This is a genomic window from Cypionkella sp. TWP1-2-1b2, from assembly GCF_049896245.1.
Taxonomy (GTDB): Bacteria; Pseudomonadota; Alphaproteobacteria; order Rhodobacterales; family Rhodobacteraceae; genus Cypionkella.
In genome coordinates this window covers 145,157-167,340 of sequence record NZ_JAFCTX010000007.1, presented here as the reverse complement: position 1 = coordinate 167,340, position 22,184 = coordinate 145,157, and the positions used below count along the sequence as shown (strand labels likewise).

General features: G+C 60.0%; 16 protein-coding genes and 1 pseudogene. 10 read left to right on the top strand and 7 right to left on the bottom strand.

From position 1 onward, the window contains the following. The first annotated feature begins 74 nt into the window (after window positions 1–74). A complete protein-coding gene (locus ACP7AP_RS06840) occupies window positions 75–1,487 on the top strand; it encodes an FAD-binding oxidoreductase (protein WP_426033453.1) in 1,413 nt (470 codons plus the stop codon). Between the two features lie 309 nt (window positions 1,488–1,796). Next, window positions 1,797–3,005 carry an MFS transporter gene (locus ACP7AP_RS06835; RefSeq protein WP_426033452.1) on the top strand — a complete coding sequence of 403 codons (1,209 nt, stop codon included), beginning with the start codon at window positions 1,797–1,799 and terminating at the stop codon, window positions 3,003–3,005. Window positions 3,006–3,018: 13 nt separating this feature from the next. On the opposite strand, the gene ACP7AP_RS06830 is transcribed toward ACP7AP_RS06835, so the two are convergent. Continuing rightward, on the bottom strand, window positions 3,019–4,416 hold the full coding sequence (locus ACP7AP_RS06830; protein ID WP_426033451.1) for a helix-turn-helix domain-containing protein: 1,398 nt from the start codon (window positions 4,414–4,416) through the stop codon (window positions 3,019–3,021). A 144-nt stretch (window positions 4,417–4,560) separates the two neighbouring features. Here ACP7AP_RS06830 and ACP7AP_RS06825 point away from each other — a divergent pair, with 144 nt between their 5' ends. The 4 genes from ACP7AP_RS06825 to sucD all read left to right on the top strand — a co-directional run bounded on the left by ACP7AP_RS06825 (window position 4,561) and on the right by sucD (window position 8,888). Then, window positions 4,561–5,754, top strand: a complete 1,194-nt coding sequence (locus ACP7AP_RS06825) for an aminotransferase class V-fold PLP-dependent enzyme (protein ID WP_426033450.1) — start codon at window positions 4,561–4,563, stop codon at window positions 5,752–5,754. Window positions 5,755–5,768: 14 nt separating this feature from the next. Beyond that, the gene (locus ACP7AP_RS06820; RefSeq protein ID WP_426033449.1) at window positions 5,769–6,707 is read left to right on the top strand and encodes an HpcH/HpaI aldolase/citrate lyase family protein; all 939 of its coding nucleotides are present in this window, start codon (window positions 5,769–5,771) and stop codon (window positions 6,705–6,707) included. Window positions 6,708–6,791: 84 nt separating this feature from the next. Continuing rightward, window positions 6,792–7,973, top strand: a complete 1,182-nt coding sequence (locus ACP7AP_RS06815; RefSeq protein WP_426033448.1) for a malate--CoA ligase subunit beta — start codon at window positions 6,792–6,794, stop codon at window positions 7,971–7,973. Window positions 7,974–7,982: 9 nt separating this feature from the next. After that, window positions 7,983–8,888, top strand: coding sequence for a succinate--CoA ligase subunit alpha (gene sucD / locus ACP7AP_RS06810; protein ID WP_426033447.1), 906 nt, complete (start codon window positions 7,983–7,985; stop codon window positions 8,886–8,888). 187 nt (window positions 8,889–9,075) lie between these two features. On the opposite strand, the gene ACP7AP_RS06805 is transcribed toward sucD, so the two are convergent. From ACP7AP_RS06805 to ACP7AP_RS06785, 5 genes are all read right to left on the bottom strand, one after another. Beyond that, window positions 9,076–10,152 carry an ABC transporter ATP-binding protein gene (locus tag ACP7AP_RS06805; RefSeq protein ID WP_426033446.1) on the bottom strand — a complete coding sequence of 359 codons (1,077 nt, stop codon included), beginning with the start codon at window positions 10,150–10,152 and terminating at the stop codon, window positions 9,076–9,078. 25 nt (window positions 10,153–10,177) lie between these two features. Beyond that, window positions 10,178–11,038, bottom strand: a complete 861-nt coding sequence (locus ACP7AP_RS06800) for a carbohydrate ABC transporter permease (RefSeq protein WP_426033445.1) — start codon at window positions 11,036–11,038, stop codon at window positions 10,178–10,180. Next, window positions 11,035–11,913 carry a carbohydrate ABC transporter permease gene (locus ACP7AP_RS06795; protein WP_426033444.1) on the bottom strand — a complete coding sequence of 293 codons (879 nt, stop codon included), beginning with the start codon at window positions 11,911–11,913 and terminating at the stop codon, window positions 11,035–11,037. The genes ACP7AP_RS06800 and ACP7AP_RS06795 overlap by 4 nt, the downstream gene beginning before the upstream one ends. Window positions 11,914–11,989: 76 nt before the next feature. Next, window positions 11,990–13,261, bottom strand: a complete 1,272-nt coding sequence (locus ACP7AP_RS06790; protein WP_426033443.1) for an extracellular solute-binding protein — start codon at window positions 13,259–13,261, stop codon at window positions 11,990–11,992. A 203-nt stretch (window positions 13,262–13,464) separates the two neighbouring features. Beyond that, complete coding sequence (locus ACP7AP_RS06785; protein ID WP_426033442.1) at window positions 13,465–16,191, bottom strand: glycoside hydrolase family 2 protein; 2,727 nt, start codon at window positions 16,189–16,191, stop codon at window positions 13,465–13,467. 101 nt (window positions 16,192–16,292) lie between these two features. On the opposite strand from ACP7AP_RS06785, the gene ACP7AP_RS06780 reads away from it, so the two are divergent. The 3 genes from ACP7AP_RS06780 (at window position 16,293) to ACP7AP_RS06770 (ending at window position 19,908) form a co-directional block, all read left to right on the top strand. Then, a complete protein-coding gene (locus tag ACP7AP_RS06780; protein WP_426033441.1) occupies window positions 16,293–17,309 on the top strand; it encodes a LacI family DNA-binding transcriptional regulator in 1,017 nt (338 codons plus the stop codon). Between the two features lie 51 nt (window positions 17,310–17,360). After that, window positions 17,361–18,290: an ArsR/SmtB family transcription factor gene (locus ACP7AP_RS06775; RefSeq protein WP_426033440.1), complete on the top strand. Its 930-nt coding sequence runs from the start codon at window positions 17,361–17,363 to the stop codon at window positions 18,288–18,290. Window positions 18,291–18,390: 100 nt separating this feature from the next. Further along, window positions 18,391–19,908 (top strand): alpha-N-arabinofuranosidase, encoded by a 1,518-nt coding sequence (locus ACP7AP_RS06770; RefSeq protein ID WP_426033439.1) that lies wholly within the window; start codon window positions 18,391–18,393, stop codon window positions 19,906–19,908. Window positions 19,909–20,016: 108 nt separating this feature from the next. Here the strand turns inward: ACP7AP_RS06770 and hemC are convergent. Further along, window positions 20,017–20,850 (bottom strand): annotated as a pseudogene (hemC, locus tag ACP7AP_RS06765) (hydroxymethylbilane synthase). 207 nt (window positions 20,851–21,057) lie between these two features. Here hemC and hemE point away from each other — a divergent pair. Then, complete coding sequence (hemE, locus tag ACP7AP_RS06760; protein ID WP_426033438.1) at window positions 21,058–22,098, top strand: uroporphyrinogen decarboxylase; 1,041 nt, start codon at window positions 21,058–21,060, stop codon at window positions 22,096–22,098. Window positions 22,099–22,184: the final 86 nt, after the last annotated feature.

The following is a 22,184-nucleotide window of genomic DNA, read 5'->3' as shown; positions in this document are numbered from 1 at the left end:
GCAGGCTGCTTGATGAGCGCCCTTGCGTCCGCTGAGGCTTAAGTGAAACTGCGCTGAAAACACCGGAGACGCAGATGAGCCTTCTGACCGACATGACCGAGGCGCTTGGGGCCGCCCACGTGATTACCGGGGTTGATCTGGAGCGCTATCGTTCGGATTGGACAACCCATTACACCTCGGACCCGGTGGCCGCCGTGCGCCCCGGATCGACCGCCGAGGTGGTGGCGGTGATGCAGATTGCGGCCAAGCATGGCGTGGCGGTGGTGCCAGTGTCGGGGCGCACCGGACTGGTTGGTGGTGCGATGACCCATGGCGGGTTGATGCTGTCGGTGGAGCGGTTGAACCGCATCCGCGAGGTCAAAGCCGGTGCGCGGATTGCGGTGGTTGAGGCAGGCGTGGTGATCGACCGTCTGCACGAGGCCGCCGAGGCCGAGGGGCTGTATTTTCCGCTGTGGTTTGGCGCGCGCGGATCGGCGATGATCGGCGGCGTGCTTTCGACCAATGCGGGCGGCTCGAATGTGCTGCGCTATGGCTCGACGCGGGCGCTGTGTCTCGGGTTGGAGGTGGTTTTGCCGGACGGGCGTGTGCTGAACCTGATGAGCCAGTTGCACAAGGATAATTCCGGCTATGATCTGAAACACCTGTTCATCGGGGCGGAAGGCACGTTGGGAGTGATCACTGCTGCGGTGATGAAGTTGGTGCCACGGCCGCGTGCTTATGCGACGGCCACGCTGTCGGCGCGGTCTTTGCCAGATGCTTTGGTGCTGCTCAATCGCTTGCAGGTGGTCTCGGGCGGTTTGGTGGAAGCCTTTGAATATATGCCGGAAACCTACATGCGCAGGCTGGCTGAGGCGCGGCCGGATATTCGCCAGCCGTTCAGCCCCCGGCAAGCGGTGAACATTTTGGTGGAACTGGGCAGCACCCGTCCGGCGGATGGTTTGACGGGTGCCGAGGGGGTTTTGCCGCTGGCCGCGATGCTGGAGGAGGTGCTGGCCGAGATGCTGGCCGAGGGGATGATTTTGGACGCCGAGATCGCAGCATCCGAGGCGCAGCGCCGCGCGATGTGGCAAAGGCGGGAGTTGGCGGCAGAGATCACCGTGGCGCGACAGCCAGCGATTGACACCGACATTTGCCTGCCCGTCGATGCGGTGGCTGTGTTCTTTGAGCGTATTCATGCCCGCCTGCCCGATCTTGACCCGGGGGCAGAGACGCTTTCAGTGGCGCATTTGGGCGACGGCAATATCCATTTCACAGTGTTCGGTTCGGACGATTCTGCGGCTTTGTATGACCGCGTGGTCGGAGCGGTGGAGGATGAGGTGCAGGCTTTGGGCGGCAGTTTCTCGGCCGAGCATGGCGTGGGGCTCTCAAAGCTGGCCTCAATGCGGCGGCGGAAAGACCCGGTGGCGCTGGAAGTGATGGGCCGCGTCAAGGCGGCGCTGGACCCCGAGGGACGGATGAATCCGGGGAAAGTTATTCCTGCGGTTTGACCTGAAACAGGAGCCACCTCGGGCCCCATCGAGGGGCCGCTCGGCGGCGCTGCCGGGGGATGGATATGACGGGGTGCGCTGGGGGATAGGGCGGAGCCTCCGGCGGGAGTATTTTGAAAAGAGCAATTTGGTAGGGGCGCTTTTCGGCGCTTGGGGGCAAGCTTGCGAATGCCGCCAACCGTGGCAACGCCGTTGCGTGGCCCCTCGATGGGGCCCAAGACGGCACACCGGTTTGGTTTCGTGCCGCGTGATCTGGACTTCCCCGCCCTGTCTCGTTAGCGATAGCACGTTGTGTTCGGAAAGCCTGCCTTGTCCGCCCTTGTCCTGATCTTTCGCCAACCCGCGCTGCGCATGATCTTTCTGGCGCTATTGCTTTTGGGCGCGCATAATGCCTCGGTCTACCCCTATCAATCACTGATCGCGATTGAGCGGATTGGTCTGAGCAAGCCCGCGTTTGCGCTGGTTCTAGTGCTGGCCTCGATCATCGCTGTCAGTGCTTCGGTGCTGTTTGGCATCTTAGGCGATCAGCGCGGCAATCGGCGGCGGATTGCTTTGGTTGCGACGATGGCGAGCTTGATCGGGCTGGTGCTGATGATCGCGCTGCCCGGCAAGATCAGCCTGATCCTGTGCCACGGGATTTTGCTGCCCGTTGCCTCTAGTCTATATGGTCAGTTGTTTGCGCTGGCCCGCCTTGCCACCCCCGCCAGCCACAGCCGCGATACGGTGCAGGCGGCGTTACGGTCGGCAATGTCGATCAGCTTCCTCGCGATGTTGGTGTTCTGGACCTTTGGCTTTGCCGCCCGGATTGACGTGCTGGCGATTTATCTCAGCGCGGGAATGGCGAGTTTTGGGCTGGTGGCTTTGGTGTACTTTAGCTGGCCAAGGGATGGGGCTACCGACTGGGCGGATCAGCGATCAGGGTTGAACTTTACACAAGCGTTTAAGGAAATCGCGCATCCGAGCATCCTGTTGCGCTTACTGCTGTTGGGGGCGATCAGTGCCACGGGTATCCTGTATATGGTGCTGATTTCGCTGGTGTTTGAGGACTCACCCGTCCGCGATGCGTCGGATGTCGCGCTCTATGTCGGGCTTGTGGCTGGCTGGGAGGTTCCGTGCCTGTTGCTGCTGTCGCGGGTCGCGGGCAGGTTCCGCCGCGCGAGCTTGCTGGCGGTGGGAGGCGCGGTTTACACTCTGCATCTGCTGGCGTTGCCGATGCTGTGCGATAGCGCTTGGATCTGGGTTATGCCGCTGGTGGCTGGCATTGGCGGCACCGCGATCATCAGCCTGCCAATCAGCTATTATCAGGATTTGATGCACAGCCGCCCCGGCACGGCAGGCGCGATGCTTGCACTGCAAAAATTGGTGTCTGATGTGCTGGGGGCTGCGGCTTTTGCGATTGGCACGACGATGGGCGGCTATGAAACCGTCGCCATCATCGGCAGTGCGCTGGCGTTGCTTGGGGGGGCCGGGCTGCTTTGGGTGGATCGTCAGCACAACCTGCCCGTGCGGCAGAGCTAACTATCGCCCGCGTCTAACCATCATACCGGGTTGCCCCGCGACGATGCGCGTCAATCGGCTGGGTCAGGATCGCCGCGTGATGCGCGCGCTGATCGCAATGCGCGCGTGGGCAAATCCGACAGTTGATGCCGATCTGGGTGATCGTTGCATGCGCCATGTTGAAGGTTTCGGCATAGCCGATCTCGGGCGTGTGTTGCACCGCACAGCCCATCGCCACCGCCAAACGGTTGTCTTGGCTGTGACGCTCCCATGTCGGGCGATCTACGGTGCGGGCGAATACGAAGAACTGGCTGCGATCCGGCATCTCAACAAACTGCGGGATGATCCGCCCCGGCGTGCGGAAGCTGGTGTGTACATCCAGTCGCGGGCAGGCGCCGCCGTATTCGGCCAGATGAAAATCGGTGGCGTTGAAGCGTTTGGAGACATTGCCGCCCTTGTCGATGCGCAGGAAGAAAAACGGCACGCCCATAGCACCCTCGCGTTGCATAGTGGTGGCACGGTGGCAGGCTTGCTCAAAGCTGACGCCAAAGCGGGTGGCGAGATGGTCGAAATCATATTTCGCGGCGCGGGCTTCTTGCAGGAAGCTGGCGTAAGGCATCAGTATGGCGGCGGCGAAATAATTTGCCAGCTCTACCCGCAGCCGGGCGGTGCCGCGCGGATCAATGATGCCGGATTTTTGCACCAAAGTGTCGATCAGCAGGCGCTGTTCCAGCAGGCCCAGCATATGGACCAGTTGGAAGACACGGTTCGGGTGATCGAGAGCTTCGGAGAGCAGGATTTCACGCCGCATCTCGTCATATTGCCGAAGCGCGCCGGGGAGATCTTCGACGCGGACCAGCCGCACTGTGACGCGCAGCTTTTGGGCAAGGCGCTGTTTAAGGGCGGTATAGACATCATCGCGCGGCACGGCGGCGCTGCCCCAGAACGCTTCGGCTGCGGTTTCCAGTGCGGCAAAGTGGTTGCGATTGCGGCGAAACACGTCATGTACCGCCGCCTCGGGCGAGGTCGTGGTCTGCGCGATGTCATTTTGCGACAGCGACATCAGTTGATCGCCGACCGATTGATAGGCGCGATAGAGCGTCAGGAACGCCTGAACCACTGCAGGCGCATGCACAATCGCCGCGCGGATTTGAGCGATTTCTGGTCGAATTTCTGTAAACAAGGGATCACCCATGACCGCGCGCAGATCGGCCAACTGGCTGGTGCTGTCTTCTTCCGCGATATCGCGCCAATCGACACCATAGATATCGAACAACCGCAGCAAGATCGCGACAGATACAGATCTTTCATTGTTTTCCAATAGGTTGACATAAGATGCCGAGATGCCCAAAGCCCGCGCCATCGCGGCTTGGGTTTCCGAGCGTTCCAACCGTAAACGCCTTAAATGCGGGCCAATGAAGGTCTTCTGCATACAGTCGCACACAATCCATAATTTGTCAGGTTTACAATATTACAGATTTGTACTTTTGTAAACTTTCGCATTCACAGCACAACCAATTTTCATTTTGCACAATTTTTTATCAATGCCATCACAAGGCAACAACTGTGGGGGCACATGCGTACTGGCATCAATCATCTTTTCATTCCCGGCCCGACCAACGTGCCGGAAGTCGTGCGGCAAGCCATGAATGTGCCGATGCAGGATCAGCGCGCACATGATTTTGGCGCGGGCAATCTGGGGCTGTTCAGCGATCTGAAAAAGATTTTCCGCACCGCGAGCGGAGAGGTGATGCTGTTCTCAGGCTCTGGCACCGGGGCTTGGGAAGCGGCGATTACCAACACGCTTTCGCCGGGTGATAAGGTGTTAATGGCGCGGCATGGTCAGTTTTCGACCCTTTGGGTTGATATGGCGCAACGGCTGGGGCTGAATGTCGAGGTGATCGACCTCGCTTGGGGTGCGGGCGCGCCGATCAGCGAATTTGCCCGCCGTTTGGGGGCGGATAAGCGCGGTGAGATCAAGGCGGTGTTCCTGACCCATAACGAGACTGCGACGGGGGTAACTTCGTCGGTGGCGGCATTGCGGCGGGTTTTGGATGAGGCAATGCATGATGCGTTGTTGTTCGTCGACGGCGTATCCTCGATTGGCTGTCTGGAATTTCGGATGGAGGATTGGGGCGTCGATCTGGCAGTCACTGGCAGCCAGAAGGGCTTCATGATGCCTGCCGGTTTGGGGATTTTGGGGGTCAGTGAGAAGGCTCTGGCCGCCAGCAAAACTGCCACCGGACGCCGCTGCTATTTCGATTTCGCCGATCAGTTGAAGCACAATGTCGGCGGCTATTTTCCCTACACCCCACCGACGCAACTGCTGCACGGGCTTCGTAAAGCTTTGGACCGTATGCTGGAGGAAGGTCTTGAAAACATCACTGCGCGCCATCACCGACTTGCCGCAGGCGTCCGCGCCGCTGTCAGCGCTTGGGGTCTGCAAACTTGCGCCGAGCATCCGTCGCTGGCCTCTGATACCGTCACCGCCATCCGCACCCCCGAGGGTGTCGATGCCCGCGAAGTGATCCGCATTGGCTATGACCGCTACAATGCCTCGTTCGGCTCGGGCCTTGGGCCACTGGCGGGAAAAGTGTTTCGCATCGGCCATATCGGCGATCTGAACGAGGGCACCTGCCTGACCGCGGTTGCTTTGGCCGAGCTGGCTCTGGTTCAGGCGGGGGTCAGTCTGACCTACGGCTCGGGCGTCGCGGCGGCGCAGACCGTCTTCGCGGCAGCCGCACAACCCATTCACCTTGCAGCAGAATAACCCGGAGATTACCGATGAGCCACACGCTTTACCCGCTTCGCAAACCCCGGCTGCAACGTTCCGAACTGGCGGTTCCGGCCTCGAACCCCACGATGATCGACAAGGCCGCCGAAGGCCCCGCCGATTACGTTTTCCTAGATCTGGAGGATGCGATTGCGCCTTCCGAGAAAGAACAGGCGCGCAAGAATGCAATTCAGGCGTTGAATGACATTGATTGGGCAGGCAAGGGCAAAACAGTTTCGGTGCGGATCAATGGGCTTGATACGCATTATATGTACCGCGATGTGGTCGATGTGATGGAGCAGGCAGGGTCACGCGTGCATACATTGCTGGTGCCAAAAGTTGGGGTCACCGGCGATCTGTATATGGTCGAAGCGATGGTCAATCAGATCGAGCAGGCCAAAGGACTGACCAATCGCGTGGGCCTTGAGGCGCTGATCGAGACCGCGCTCGGCATGGCCAATGTTGAGGCCATCGCGCAGTTTGGCGGGCGGCTGGAGGCTTTGCACTTTGGCGTCGCGGATTTCTCGGCCTCGATGCGGGCGCGCACGACCAATATCGGCGGCTTGAACCCACATTATCCGGGTGATCAGTGGCATGCCTCGATCAGCTGGATGGTGGTGGCTTGCCGGGCGTATGGCTTGCGCGCGATTGACGGTCCGTTTGGCGATTTCAGCGATCCTGAGGGCTATAAAGATGGCGCGCGTCGGGCAGCGGCGTTGGGCTGCGAGGGCAAATGGGCGATCCATCCCAGCCAAGTGGCCTTGGCGAATGAGGTGTTCTCGCCGCCGGATACCGAAGTTACGCGTGCGCGGCGGATCATTGAGGAATTGAAGAAGGCGGCCGCGATGGGCAAGGGCGCTGCATCTTTGGATGGCCGAATGATTGATGCGGCGTCTGCGAAAATGGCAATGAACGTGCTGGTGCTTGCCGACGCGATTGCGGCGCGCTGAAACCAATCGCTTGTCGGTCCCTGCGGTCCCTCTGCGCTGCGAAAAGCGCCCGCAGGAAGCGATGAGCCCATCCGGGAGGAAAACATGGACATTCACGAGTATCAGGCCAAGGAAATTCTGGCGCGTTTCGGCGTTCCCGTGCCGCGAGGTGGCTTGGCTTACAGCCCGGAACAAGCAGGCTACCGGGCGCGGGAGTTGGGCGGCAAAGCTTGGGTGGTCAAGGCGCAAATCCATTCCGGTGGGCGCGGAGCTGCGGGCGGGGTCAAACTGTGTCGCACCCCCGATGAGGTGCAGGCTTTCGCCGGAACTTTGTTCGGCAAGCAGTTGGTTACCAAGCAGACCGATGCCAAAGGCAAGGGGGTTTACCGGGTTTGGGTGGAGGCCGCGTCCGAGATTGCGCAGGAACTTTACCTAGGCTTCGTGCTGGATCGGCAATCAGAACGCATCATGATCGTGGCCTCGGCGCATGGCGGGATTGAGATTGAGGATCTGGCCGAAAGCGATCCGAACAGCTTGCGGCGGATGACGATTGATCCGGCGGTGGGGTTGTCGGAGTTTCAGGCGCGGGAACTCGCGTTCCAGCTGGGGTTGAAGGGGGGCCAGATCGCGCAGATGGTTGCGACTCTGCGCGCGTGCTACCGCGCCTACCGCGATCTGGATGCGGTGATGGTGGAAATCAATCCGCTGGTGATCACCGGCACCGGTGATCTGGTGGCGCTGGATGCGAAAATGTCGTTTGACACCAACGCGTTGTTTCGTAGGCCCGAAATTGCCGAGTTGCGGGATCGTAGCCAAGAAGACCCGCGCGAGTCCACGGCGGGCGATCATGGGCTGTCTTATGTCGGGCTTGATGGCGATATAGGTTGCATCATCAACGGCGCGGGTCTGGCGATGGCGACGATGGATATGATCAAGCTGGCGGGGGGCGAGCCTGCCAATTTCCTCGATATCGGCGGTGGGGCCAGCCCCGAGCGTGTGGTCCGCGCCTTTCGCACAGTGCTGGCGGATGGCAATGTCTCGGTGATTTTGGTCAACATCTTCGCGGGGATAAACCGCTGTGATTGGGTCGCTGAAGGGGTGGTGCAGGCTTATCGCGAGGTCGGGCTGACGATCCCCGTCGTGGTGCGTTTGGCGGGCACCAATGTCGATGAGGGCCGCGCGATCATTGCGGCGTCAGGCTTGCCGCTGATCTCTGCCGACACTTTGGCCGAGGCTGCGGCCGCCGCCGTCGCCGCCTCGACTTCCCGCCCCCGTCAAGCTGCATAGGAGGAACTCATGGCCATTCTCATCACAGAAGCCACCCGCGTTATTGTGCAAGGCATGTCGGGCCGCATCGGCAGCTTTCACGCCGCCGACATGATCAAATACGGCACCAATGTTGTTGGTGGCGTCACCCCCGGCAGGGGCGGCGAGACCCATCTTGGCCTGCCTTTGTTCAACACCGTGCGTGAGGCCGTGGAGGCGACCGGGGCGGAAGCAAGCCTCGTATTCGTCCCGCCGCCCTTCGCCGCCGATGCGATTATGGAGGCTGCCGATGCGGGGATTAAGACGGCGGTTTGCGTGACCGACGGTATCCCCAGTCAGGACATGATGAAGCTGAAGCGGTTTTTGCGCCGCTATCCGGCGGAGCGTAAACTACGGCTGATCGGGCCGAATTGCGCGGGGGTGATTTCGCCGGGCAAGGGCTTTATGGGCATCATGCCACCGCATATCTATTTGGCCGGACGGATTGGCATCATCGGGAGGTCTGGCACTTTGGGCTATGAGGCGGCGAGCCAGTTGAAGGACCTTGGGCTTGGGGTTTCCACCTCTGTCGGTATTGGCGGCGATCCGATCAATGGCTCCAGTTTCCGCGATATTCTGGCGCTGTTTGAGGCTGACCCCGAAACGGATGCGGTGATGATGATTGGCGAGATTGGTGGGCCACAAGAGGCGGAAGCCGCGATCTATGCCCGCGATCATATGAAAAAGCCTGTGGTCGCCTATATCGCTGGGCTGTCGGCACCGAAAGGTCGCAAGATGGGCCATGCCGGGGCGATTGTCAGCGCCTTTGGCGAAAGTGCGCAGGAAAAGGTGGTGTTGCTGGAAGCCGCAGGCATCACGGTTGCGCCGAACCCGTCCAGCATGGGCGAGACAATGGCACGGCTGCTGGCCTCGCGCGCCATGGGGGAAGTCGCTTAAAGCGGTTCAGGTTTATAAGGATCGAAAGTATCTGCTTCTCGCGCTGCGTAAACGCGTTTTCGATGCTGAGCCGCCATAAGAACCCAAGCCGTGCAAATCGCGCGGCTTGGCGGCAAAATAAGATTTTTGTAAGCTGAGGCCTCGGCTGACTTGCTGATTGAAGCCCACAAAGACCCCTTGCGCAGTCTTAGGCCCGTGACAACGCCATGCCGCTTTGATGGAACACATGTGCCTTGTCGCGATCAATGCGCAGACCAACCGGGGTGCCGGGCCTGATACCCTCCAACCCATCGGCTTCAACAATCACCTGCCCCAACGCAGTTTCAATATAGGCGTAAGACGTATTGCCCAGATATTCGACCAGCAAGGCCTTTCCCGCAATATCCCCGGCCCCAGCCGCCACCAGGTGCAGATGCTCGGGGCGGATGCCAAGTTCGACCGATTGCGGCGTTGCCATGATGTGCGCGGGCAACTCCACCCGCGCGGTATCAGCCAGAGTAAGACTTAGCCCCAACGCCGATGGTTCGGCTTGTCCGCGCAGAAAATTCATCCCCGGTGAGCCGATGAAGCTGGCGACAAAGCGATTGGCTGGCTTATTGTACAACTGCCAAGGCGAGCCGACCTGCTGGATTTTGCCCTTTTCCAGCACCACGATCTGATCGGCCAAGGTCATCGCCTCGACTTGATCATGCGTTACATAGATCATCGTGGTTTTCAGATCCTTGTGCAACTTGGCCAGTTCCAGCCGCATCTGCACCCGCAGCATGGCGTCAAGGTTCGACAGCGGCTCATCAAACAAGAACACTTCCGGGTTGCGCACCAAGGCCCGGCCAATCGCGACGCGCTGGCGCTGCCCGCCGGAAAGCTGCGCCGGGCGGCGGGCCATTAGCGGTTCCAGTTGCAGCATCTTCGCCACTCCGGCGGCGCGTTCTTTTTGCGCGGCTTTCGGCATCCCGGCCAGCGACAGCGAGAAGCAGACGTTTTCTTCCACCGTCAAATGCGGGTAAAGCGCGTAGGATTGGAACACCATCGCCACTTTGCGCCGCGCCGGTTCCTCATCAGTGATGTCAACGCCGCCAATCAGCGCGCGGCCTTCCGAGATCTGCTCCAGCCCCGCGATCATCCGCAGCAGGGTGGATTTTCCACACCCCGACGGCCCTAGCAAGGCGGTGAACGAGCCATCCGACACAGTCAGGTTCAGATTGTCGATCACCCGCAGGCCGCCGAACACCTTGCTGATATTTTGCAACTCGACCGAAGCCATCAGGCGCACTCCCTTCGCAAACCATTCATCCCTTAATCCCCGCCGTCAGCATGATCGCCTGCGTCACCCGGCGTTGAAAGATCAGGTAAACCAAGGCCACCGGCAGCCCCGCCAACACCGCCGAAGCCAGATCGCGGGCGTATTTCACCCCGAAGGCATCGGTGACTTGGGTGATCCCAACTGTGACGTTCATCTTGTCTTGCGTGGTCACCGCAAGGAAGGGCCAGAGAAACTGGTTCCACGCACCGATGAAGGTGATGATCGCCAAAGCGGTGGTGATGCCCCAGTTCATCGGCAGATAGAGACGGAACAACAGTTGCATTTGCGTCGCACCATCCATCACCGCCGCCTCGCGAAACTCTTTGGGAACGCTGTCGAAAAACTGTTTGTAGATCATCACGGTGACCGGGGCCAAAAGCTGTGGCAAGATCACCCCGGCCCAAGTGTTCAGCAGCTTGAATTGGCTCATCAGCACGAAGTGGTTCACGATCAGCGCCGGGATTGGCACCATGAAACTGGCAAGGATCAGCCACCACAGCACCCTGCGGCCCGGAAATTCCAGTTGCGAAATGGCATAGCCCGCAGCGGCACTCATCAGCACCACAGCGAAGGTCACCGAGCCCGCCGTCACCAATGAGTTCAGATACCATTGGCCGATCTGGGTGTTGAACAACACATGGGTATAAGCGTCAAACGTCAGTCGATCCGGCCACAGTTCAATACCGGGGCGCACGATGTCTTGCTCGGGTTTCAGCGTTGTGACCAGCACCCAGTAGATCGGGAAGGCCCAAAAGATCGCCGCCAGCACGATCAGCGCCGTCAAGGCACCGGCAGCAAGGTTTATCCGGCGGATGCGGCGGGCGGCGGGGTTGGCAATCGCCGTCATTTCTCACCCCGTGCGCGCAAAAGTTGATATTGCAGCACCGACAGCACCACGATCAGCAGGAACAGGATCAGCGCGACCGTCGCACCATAGCCGCCCTGATTTTTCTGGAAAGCCGAGCGGTAGATCAGTTGCACCAGCACCATGGTGCGATCCGCCTGCCCGCCTTGGGCGAACAGATAGACCTGATCGAAAATCTTCAACTGCATGATCAGTTGGATGGTGGCCACCAGCACGGTGATCGGCCAGATCAGCGGCCAAGTGATGCGGCGGAACATCTGCCAGCGGGTCGCACCGTCCAAGCGTGCCGCCTCGTATATCTCGGACGAGATATTGCGCAGCCCGGCGATGAACAGCAGGATGTTAAAGCCGATCAGCCACCAGACCGTGATCCACGCCACCGTTGGCATGAACAAGGAAACCGTGCGGAAGATCGGCACGTTGCCGCCAACGATCATCGCGATGGGGTATTGTGCGATGCCAAACTGGCTGTCGAGCATCCAGTTCCAGGTGCGATAGACCACAGATACCGGCAAGATATAGGGGATGAAAAAGCAGGCCAGCACCACGCTTTGCAACCAGCCTTTCAGCCGATTGACCCCCATTGCCACAAACAGCCCCAGCAAGGTCGAGGGGATCACCGTCAGTGCCACGAAATAGAAGGTGTTGGTGACGGCGCTGAAAAACAGCTTGTCCTTGAACAGCCGGGCGTAGTTCTTCAGGCCAACCCATTCGCCTTCGCCAATCAACGGGGCCTTGGTGAAGGTCATCGCCACCATTTTCAGCGTCGGATAGACGAACAAGACCGCATAGACGATCACAAACGGTGCCAGCAGCACACAGGCGGTCATCACTTCCGAGCGGCGATATTTCGACATGGGCAACCCCTGAATGAAGGCCGAAAAACCCTGCTGACGCGGGAGGTTACGCCAGCAGAGCCGATAGGTCAGTGGGCTATTCGGCCTGACCGTTCAAATCGTCACGCATGGCTTCCATGGCTTCTTGCGCGGTCATCTCGCCATTCACCGCAGGCATCAGGAAGTTGCCTGCTGCATCGTAGACAGGCGAGGCCACACCCGCCAGAACCGAAGACGGATCAAAGATCGCGGTATTGGCCAGTTTGGCATAGGTGGCATTCGGCTGCATGTTGCGGAACTCGTCAGTGTCCCGCGCCGGGCTATAGGCGGGCAGATGGCCAGCAGTTGCCCAGAAAGTCGAGTTCTTGTTCATCCATGCGATCACTTCCAGCACGGCCTTTTTCTTCTCGGGCGTCATCGCTTTGCCGACGTTGTTCGGGATGGCAAAGGCGTGGCTGTCGGCCCAAGTCGCGGGGTGATCAAAGAACGTCGGCAGTTGGATCGCACCCCATTCAAACAACTCACCCTTGTCCTTCAGGTCGGTCATCGTCGGCACTTCCCAGACACCATTGATGTGCATCGCCGCTTTGCCACCAGTGAACAGCGCGATGGAGGCCGGGTATTTGATCGAGGCTGGGGCATAGCCGTCTTTCACCCAGTTCTGAATCACTTCGGTGGCCTTCACCGCTTTGTCGAGGTTGTCCCCGGCCAAGAAATTCTCGTCGGTCAGGAATTTTCCGTCCTGCTGACCAAACAGCGAATAGAAAATCCGCCACAGCGAGTCGCCCGCGCCATCGTGGATCGAGATGCCGTATTCCGCGCCGCCCTCTTGCAGCTTTTTCAGCGCGGCGGTGAAGTTGTCGATGCCATCCAGCCCGGTTGGCAGCCCATCCGTGCCGATCAACCCGGCTTTGGCCAGCATATCCTTGTTATAATACAGCACCGCGGCGTGCATATCGAAAGGCACCGCGTAAAGCTTGCCATCAACCTGTGCTGCTTGAAAGTTCGCCGCGGCATAGTCTTCGGCCTTCAACCCGACCGAGGCCAGATCTTCCGCCGTAATCTCGGACAAAGTGCCCGTCGAGACGCCCAACGGCAGCCGCGACAGATGATAGGTCATCACATCGGGGCCTTCGCCGACCGCAGCGGCAGTTTGCACTTTGGTGTAAAACGGCACGCCCCATTCCAGCGTGGTGGACTGAATTTCGATGCTGTCGGCATGTTCAGAGTTGAACTTGTCGATCAGCGTCTTCATCCGCGCCCCGTCGCCGCCGCTGAGGAAATCCCACCAGACCACGGTTTCCTTCGCCATCGCCGCTTGCGCCAACATCATGGCAGACACGGCAACCGCACTCAAAAGCTTCTTCATCGCATTTTCCTCCCTGCGTAGTGGGGCATATCGCCCCTGCGCCGTTAGCCCTTGTCGCATCCCGCTGGCGCCGCGGGGCAAACTGTCACGGGAAGATGATTTGGGCCGCGCGCCTCCTCGCACGCAAACCCGGCTCCTCGTTCAACCCAAGATTAGGGATGCTGGCGCGGACGTGTCAACCATCTTTTCCGATATATATCTATTCAGGGGATACTCATTTCATGGGATACTCGTTGCCGATCCGTCGCCGTTTGCGCCGCCAAGCCGATCAGCGCCTCCAGCAGGTATTGCGCCACCGGATCAACCCCCGGCGCATCATTGGTCAGGCGGAAAGTGGTGGCGACCAAACCGCCGCGCCCGATCCGGCGCTCTGCGATCAGGGCGGCGGGTTTATGCGCCCAGCCAACTACGATGCCAGCATGAACCGGGCCGCCATATTCCCAAGCGCGAAAGCCGGTCAGCACATGATGCGGGATCACCCTATCCAGCGACAGATCGACCAAAGGCCCACCCGGCATATCGGCAAACACCCCGTCACGCCTGATCCACGAAAAACCCGCAATCCAATCGCCTCGCCACATCGAGCCATGCCTTGCGTGCAGCACCATGTTCGGCAACTGACCCTCTATGCTGCCGGGAAGCCCCGGAACTTCATCGATAATCGGGATGAACGGTTGCTCCCGCCGAGGTGGATCAAGGCGGATTTTCCCATTCGCATCAGGATGTTCACCTGCCACCAACAGATAGCGCGCACCAGCCTGCATCCGGGCGATATCGGCTGCATCCAGCGCCCGCACCACCGTCACATCTGCCGACTCTGCATCCACCACCATACAACCCAGCGCCGCACAATGCGCCGCAAAAGCCGCGTCCGTGGTCGCGATCTTCGGCAAGCCCTTCGCCGTCGGCTTATTATAAACCGCTATCTCAATCTGGTTGCGCGCAAGTTCTACCCCAGCGCTTTCCAGCACAAATTCCACCAGCAGCATACGGTTGGCCCCCGCTGCGATCTGCAAACCGATCTGCCCCAGTTCCACCACCTGATGCGCTTGCCCCGAGACAGAGATCTCGCCGCTCTGCGCCTCGGCCCGCCAGCGCAGCGCCGCACCGTTCACTGCCTTCCCCCCCGTCGCAAGTGCCAAGCCGAACAGGAACGCCTCTCCCACCCGACCCGCATAATGCGTGACCTTTGGCACGATCACCAAATCAGCGTTAATTTGTGGGAATCGGTCGTGAAACACCCTGGGGTTGCGGTTCATATCCAGAAGTCCATTAGACTCCCAATGCACATCGGTAAATTCGGTGATCACATAGCCGGTGATCTGCGGCCAAGACCGCATCACCTCGATCTGATACTTCAGATTGGCGAATTGATACCACTGCGCAGCTTGAACAAAGCGGTTGAAATCGCCGAACACTGTCGCAAGCCGCAGGGCGTCAAAACGGTTTTCGACGCCATGCGGATAGGCCGTACCCTCCCCCCAAGCGCCGCCGGTTTCCATCCACCATGGTTCGGCCCCACCCAACTGCACCTGCGCCGGGTCGGGCAGCCCCCAGACGCCAAACTCTGATACCACCAGCGGCTCGGACCCGCTGCGCTGGCCATCACTGAACGGTGTGTAGGTCCAATCCGCGCCCGCCGCGAACTCGGCAGTCAGCGCATCCCATTCGCGGCGGCGCTCTGGCACCGAGCGGTAATAATGGAAATCATTGATATCAGTTTTCACATGGAAATTGCCGTGGCAGGGTGAGTTGTCGACCACCAGCCGTGACGGATCGCGCTGCTTTAACCAGTCATATTCTGCTGCCAGCCAAGCCCGATGCGCCGGATCTTCACAGAGCCGGGTGCCCCAATCTTCGTTGATCAGTGTCCAGATCACGATACAGGGCGCGTTGCCGTCGCGTTGCAAAATCCCCTCCATCGTCTCACGCATCCGCCGCGCCGAGCCTGCGGTGAACTGGCCAACATTTGGGATTTCCGTCCAGATCAACATGCCCAAGCGATCCGCCACTTCATAATAGCGCGGGTCCGGCACCTTGATGTGACAGCGCAGCATATTCAGCCCCAGCGCCTTGGCCTTGCGCAACTGATCCTCCAGAAACCCCAACGACGGCGGGGTGCAGATGCCCTCGGGATAATAATCCTGATCCAAAGCCGCGCGCATGTAATAGGGCTGACCGTTCAGGAAAAACTGCCCCGCCCGCGTTTCAAAGCTGCGAAAGCCAAAGCGGTGCAGGGTGGTGTCGCAGGCCAAGCTGACCCGCAGATGATAAAGATTTGGCTGATCCGGCGACCACAGCGCCGGGTTTGTCACCAGAAGTTGCGCCTCGGTTTCCCCAGCCACAAGCCTGCCCTCGGCTACCACCCGGCCCGCTTCATCCAGCACCTCAAGCCCCGCCGCAGCCTGCCCCGACACCTCCAACACAACCGCTACGCTGCCCGAGACTTGCGCCGAGATCGCGCAATGCCGCAGATGCACGGGTGCGCGCAATTCCAGCCTGACCTGCTGCCAGATGCCGCCAATCGGACCATACCAGCTTTGCTTGCCATGTGGGATTTCGGCGAAAGCCGGGACGGTATCGGCATCGCCCGGCACCGAAACCCTCACCTCTATCTGATTGTTATCTTGTAGCATTTCATCCGTCAGCACGAATTCAAACGGCAGATATCCACCCTCGTGCGACCCCAACAAATGCCCGTTCAACCAAACCTCGGCCAGATAGCTGACGGCCCCAAAGCACAGCACCGCCATCTGCCCCGTCAGATCAAACCGGGCAAATTCGCGACGATACACCGCACGCCCCGACGCGTGCCGCAGATCGGCGAATTGCGCCTGCCACGGCCCCGGCACCACCGCCTCACGCCAAGCGCCGCCTTCATGCGAGAACTGCCAAACCCCGTCCAAGCTGATCTGATCGCGTTGTGTCACAGTTGCCTCTTCGTCATGATAATATTTTACTAATAATATTATCACTGGCATCTAACAAGCCGATTCGTCACAAGCATCTCAGACAGCAGCGGACCCAAGTGATGACCAAACGCGCCACGATGAGTGATATCGCCCAAAGGGCCGGGGTGTCGCAGGCCACGGTTTCGCTGGTTTTGGGTGGGGTGAAGAACGCGCGCATCTCGGAAGACACCCGCGAAAAGGTCCGCGCGATTGCTGATGAAATGGGCTATTTGCGCAAACTCGGCCTTGCCCGCTCCAGCGATGTGAAGCTGATCGGCCTGCTGATTGACGAGGTAATGGCCACGCCTTTTGCCACGCAATTCATCGAAGGCGCGCGCTTGGAAGCCGCCCGTCAAGGCGCGCTGGTGGCGATCTATTGCACCGGGGGGGATGCGCAGACCGAGGCTGCGGCGCTAGAGGTTTTGGCGGGCAGCGCCCTGATCGGCGTGCTTTACACCTCGCTGATGACGCGCACCGTGCAGCCGCCTGCGGCACTCGCCAACCTGCCGGCGATCCTGCTGAACTGCCATGCCGCGGGGGCCAGCTATGTCTCGGTTGTGCCCGCCGACGTCACCGGAGCCTATGCCGCAACCGAGGCGCTGATCCATGCCGGGCACAGCCGCATCGCGCATATCCCGGGCGAAAGCTGGGGGGAGGCTGCGCGGGATCGCGTGCTTGGCTACCGCCGCGCGCTGGCCTCGCATGACATCGCCTTCGCGCCGGAGTTGCTGGCGGGCCCGGCTTGGACCGCCGCCTCGGGTCGCGAGGTGACGCTGCATCTACTGGATTTGCCGAAGCCCCCCACCGCGATTTTCTGTTTCAACGACCGCATTGCTTTGGGCTGCTACGAGGCTTTGGCTGAACGCGGCTTGCGCGTGCCCGAGGACGTTTCGGTGATCGGCTTTGACAACGACGATATCGCGGCCACCTTGCGCCCGCCGCTGACCACGATGATCCTGCCGCACGAGGAAATGGCTCGCTGGGCGGTGGCCGAACTGCTGGACCGCGCCGCTTTGGGCCGCCCGCTTAGCCCGGCCCGCATCAAGATCGACTGCGAACTGATCCTGCGTGGCTCGGTAGCTGGGCCGAAAGTTTGACCAGACCAAAAAAGCTGATACATATGGCCAATCTCGCGAAAGGCCACCGGTATGAGCCGCAATTTTCTGATCGTCGACCCGGTTGAAGGTATCGAAACCCTGAAAGCGCTGGCCTCTGCGGTGCGCGTCAGCATCTTGAAACTGCTGCATGATCAAGGTCCGCAGAACGTCAATGCCATCGCCGCGGCGCTGTCGATGCCGCAATCTTCGGTCTCGGCCAACGTGCAAGTGCTGGAGGATGCGGGGCTGATCCGCACCGAAACCCTGCGCGCCAAGAAGGGCAATCAGAAGGTTTGCCATACGCTGTTTGATGAAGTTTTGGTAATGTTCAAGAAAGACCCGGCCAGCGCTGGCGCCGATACGATTGAGGTCGCAATGCCGCTGGGCCTGTACACCAGTTGCGAAGTGTCCGCGCCCTGCGGCTTATGTTCCAGCGACGGCATCATCGGCCTGCTGGATGTGCCCGACACATTCCTTGATCCGGGTCGGATGAGCGCGGGGTTGATCTGGTTCACCCGCGGCTATGTTGAGTATCAGTTTCCTAACAATATCAAACTGATGAATGGGCAGTTGAATGCCGTTGAATTTTCAATGGAGCTGTCGTCCGAGGTGCCGGGCACCGCTGCCGACTGGCCCAGCGATATCACCTTTTCGATCAATCAGACCGAGGTTGGCACCTGGACTTCGCCCGGTGATTACGGCGACCAGCGCGGGGTCTACACGCCGAGTTGGTGGAAGCTGAAAGGCAGCCAATATGGCATGTTGAAATCGATGCGCGTCACCGGCGATGGCAGTTATATCGACGGGCGGAAGATGTCGCCGCTGTCACTGAAAGACCTCGACTTGGGCGCGCATCGCTCGATCCGGCTGCGCATCGCGGTGAAAGACGATGCGCGCCATCCCGGCGGGCTGAATATCTTCGGGCGCGGTTTTGGCAATTACGACCAAGACATCGTGATGCGGTTGATCACACATCGCTAGGGCGTAAGGGGGCTTGACGAACTACCCGATTTCCTGATGTATATCTTAAAACAAGATACTCATATCGCCCCTGCGGGGGCCCGTCGGGGAGGACGGTTCTATGAAGGCCAGCGTTACCGCGCACAAAGACTTCACCATCGCCCAGATCGACGACCGGATTTATTCGGCCTTCCTCGAACACCTTGGCCGTGCGATCTACACGGGCATCTACGAGCCCGACCACCCGACCGCCGATGCCAATGGCATGCGCGGCGATGTGGCAGAGCTGGTGCGCGATCTGAACATTCCCTTCGTGCGCTATCCCGGCGGCAATTTCGTCTCGGCCTATAACTGGGAAGATGGCATCGGCCCGAAGGATCAGCGCCCGGTGCGGCTGGATCTGGCATGGCACACCTCGGACGCCAATCAGGTGGGCGTGCATGAGTTTCAGGATTGGTGCGATACTGTCGGCACTCAGATGATGCTGGCGATCAACCTCGGCTCACGGGGCCTCGATGATGCGCGCAACTTTGTCGAATATGTCAACGGGCCGACCGGCAGCCACTGGGGCGATCTGCGCGCCAAGAATGGCCGGGAGGAACCGTTCAACTGCCGTCTGTGGTGCCTTGGCAATGAGATGGACGGGCCTTGGCAAGTCGGTCACAAGACAGCCGATGAATATGGCCGCTTGGCCAATGAGGTCGCCAAAACCCTGCGCGCTTTTGATAAAGGGCTGGAGTTGATCGTTTGCGGTTCCTCCAACGCCGATATGAAGACTTATCCCGAATGGGAACGCATCGTGTTGGAGCATACCTACGAGTCGGTCGATTATATCAGCCTGCATATGTATTTCGCAAACCGCGCCAAGAATACCGACAACTATCTGGCGCTGAACGAAAAACTCGACCGCTACATCAGCACGATTGAATCGACGATCAAGATGGTGAAGGCGAACAAACGCTCGAAGCGTGATGTCTATATCAGCTTTGACGAATGGAACGTCTGGTATCATTCCAATGAGCAGGACAAGGCGATTTTGCAGGGCAATGCGGGTTGGCCGCACGCGCCGCGGCTGTTGGAAGACATCTATAATTTCGAGGACGTGCTGCAAGTTGGTTGCATCCTGAACACCTTCATCCGCAAATCCAACGTGGTGAAGATCGCCTGTATTGCGCAACTGGTGAACGTTATCGCGCCGATCATGACCGATCCGATGGGCAAGGCATGGCGGCAGACCATCTATTATCCGTATTACTTTGCTTCAATCTTCGGGCGCGGCATGGCGCTGAATTTGGCGGTCAGCAGCCCCGGTTATGCCGCCGAAGTGGCCGAGAATGTGCCCTATCTCGATGTCTCGGGCGTGCATGATGCCGAAGCTGGCATACTGACCTTCTTCGCCGTCAACCGCCACTCAACCGAGGCGCTGGACATGGTGGTCTCGCTGCAAGGTTTCGCAGGCGCGGCGCAGGTGATCGACCATCAGGTGATGACCCATGCTGACGTGGGCGCGGTCAACACCTCAGTCAACCCGATGGCAGTTGCGCCGCAAAAGGCCAGTGGTGCCAGCATTGACGGCGACACCTTGAGCGCCAAACTGCCGCCGCTATCTTATCAGATGCTGCGGGTCAAATTGAGCTGAAACTGCAAAAAGTCTGACCTTAAAGCGGCTTTTTTGCCTGAATCTTATCTGAAAATGTCATCCTTTACGCGAAAATATCCCACAGGGGGTGCGCCCCCACGCGACGCCTCAGCCAAAGAACCCCTCGCCCGCCTGCGTTAGCAGGTCAGCCGCCAAACCTGTGCCCAAAGCCGCCGTATCGGCCTGTGGCCCGCGCACCTCGCCCTTGATCACCCCGCTGCCATCCGGGCGTAGAATCTCGCCGCGCAGCCAAAGCTGATGGCCGTCTTGCACCGCAAGCCCCGCAATCGGCGTCTCACAAGAGCCATCCAACCGCGCCAGAAACGCCCGTTCGGCGGCCAGTTGCACCCCAGTCGGTGCATGATGAATCGCCGCCTGCATAGCTTCGGCGCGCGGATCATCAACCCGACGCTCCACCCCAATCGCGCCTTGCGCGACAACTGGCAGCATGTCCGCCACCTCAATCGGCCGCGCCACTTGCGCCATACCCAGCCGCGCCAATCCGGCCATCGCCAAAAACGTCGCCTGCGCTATGCCTTCTCCCAGCTTGCGCATCCGGGTATGCGTGTTGCCGCGAAACTCGACCAGTTGCAGATCGGGCCGCCAATGCGTGAGTTGTGGCCGGCGGCGCAGGCTATGAGCCGACCACCGCCCCTTGGGCCAAATCCGCCACGCCCTGCGCCACATGTGACACAAAGCCATCCCGCACATCTGCGCGCGGCAGATAGCAATCCAAGCGCAAGCCTTCCCGCTGCAACACCGGCATGTCCTTCATCGAATGCACTGCAATGTCGATTTCACCCGCACCCAGAGCTTCCTCGATCTCGCGGGTGAACAGCCCCTTGCCGCCGAACTCTTGCAGCGCGCGGTCCTGCACTAGATCACCGGTGGCCTTGATCACCACGATTTCAAACGCCTCAAGGGCAGATCAAACGCCGCCATCAGCGATCGGCGCACCTCATGTGCTTACCAGAGGGTCAACGGAGAACCACGGGTGCCGATTTTGAAAGTCCGTGCGGAGGTGGGCAGTGCACATGTCATAGCTCAGACTTAGCCGCGACACTTGCGCCTTTCAACAGGTGGCCTGCGAAGGTGCGCTTGACACGCCGTCGCAGGTAAGGGACGCAAGGGCGCAACCGGAGGCCCCCGATGACCAATCAAACCTCGAAACTGATCCTGCGCGCCCTTGCGGGCGAAACCCTGCCCACCCCGCCCGTCTGGATGATGCGGCAGGCCGGGCGTTATCTGCCGGAATACCGCGCGACGCGGGCGCAGGCCGGGGATTTCCTGTCGCTGTGCTATAATTCGGACTTGGCCGCCGAAGTGACGCTGCAACCGATCCGCCGCTATGGCTTTGATGCCGCGATCCTGTTTGCCGACATTCTGCTGCTGCCGCAGGCCTTGGGGGCGGAGTTGTGGTTTGAAACCGGGGAAGGCCCCCGGCTTTCGAGCATAACCACGATGGCCGAGGTGCGGGCGCTGCGCTCAAAAGACAGCATCCACGATACCCTTGCACCGATCTACGAAACCGTCCGTATTCTCGCGCGTGAATTGCCGCCGCAGACCACACTCATCGGCTTTGCAGGTGCGCCGTGGACGGTTGCGACCTATATGATCGCCGGGCGCGGCACCAAGGATCAAGGCCCTGCGCATGCCCTGAAAGCCACCGACCGCGCCACCTTCGCCGCCCTGATTGATGTGATCACCGAAGCCACCATCGACTATCTCTCGATGCAGGTGCAGGCTGGGGCGGAAGTGGTCAAGCTGTTCGATTCATGGGCCGGGTCGCTGAAAGGCCAGGATTTCAGCGATTTCGCCGTGAAACCCACCGCTCGCATTATCGCCGCGTTAAAGGCCACGCACCCCGGTTTGCCGATCATCGCCTTTCCGCGGGAAGCGGCCGCTGGCTATATCGGTTTTGCGCAAGCCACTGGCGCGGATTGTGTCGCCATCGACAACTCGGTCAGCCCGGAATGGGCGGCGGAAAATGTGCAACCCGGCGGTTGCGTGCAAGGCAATCTGTCGCCCAGCCATATGGTCACGGGCGGGCAAGAGTTGATCGACGCCACCCGCCGAGTCAAAGCCGCCTTCCAAGCTGGGCCGCATATCTTCAACCTCGGCCACGGCATCACGCCGGATGCCGATCCTGAGAATGTGGCGCTGATGGTGGAAACCGTGCGGCAGCAGTAGAAATCCGCCCGGTTCCGGCCAGCCCGTTTTTTGAGGGGGCGCTTACTTGCACGTTGGGCTAAACACCGCAATGTGAATTTTGGAGT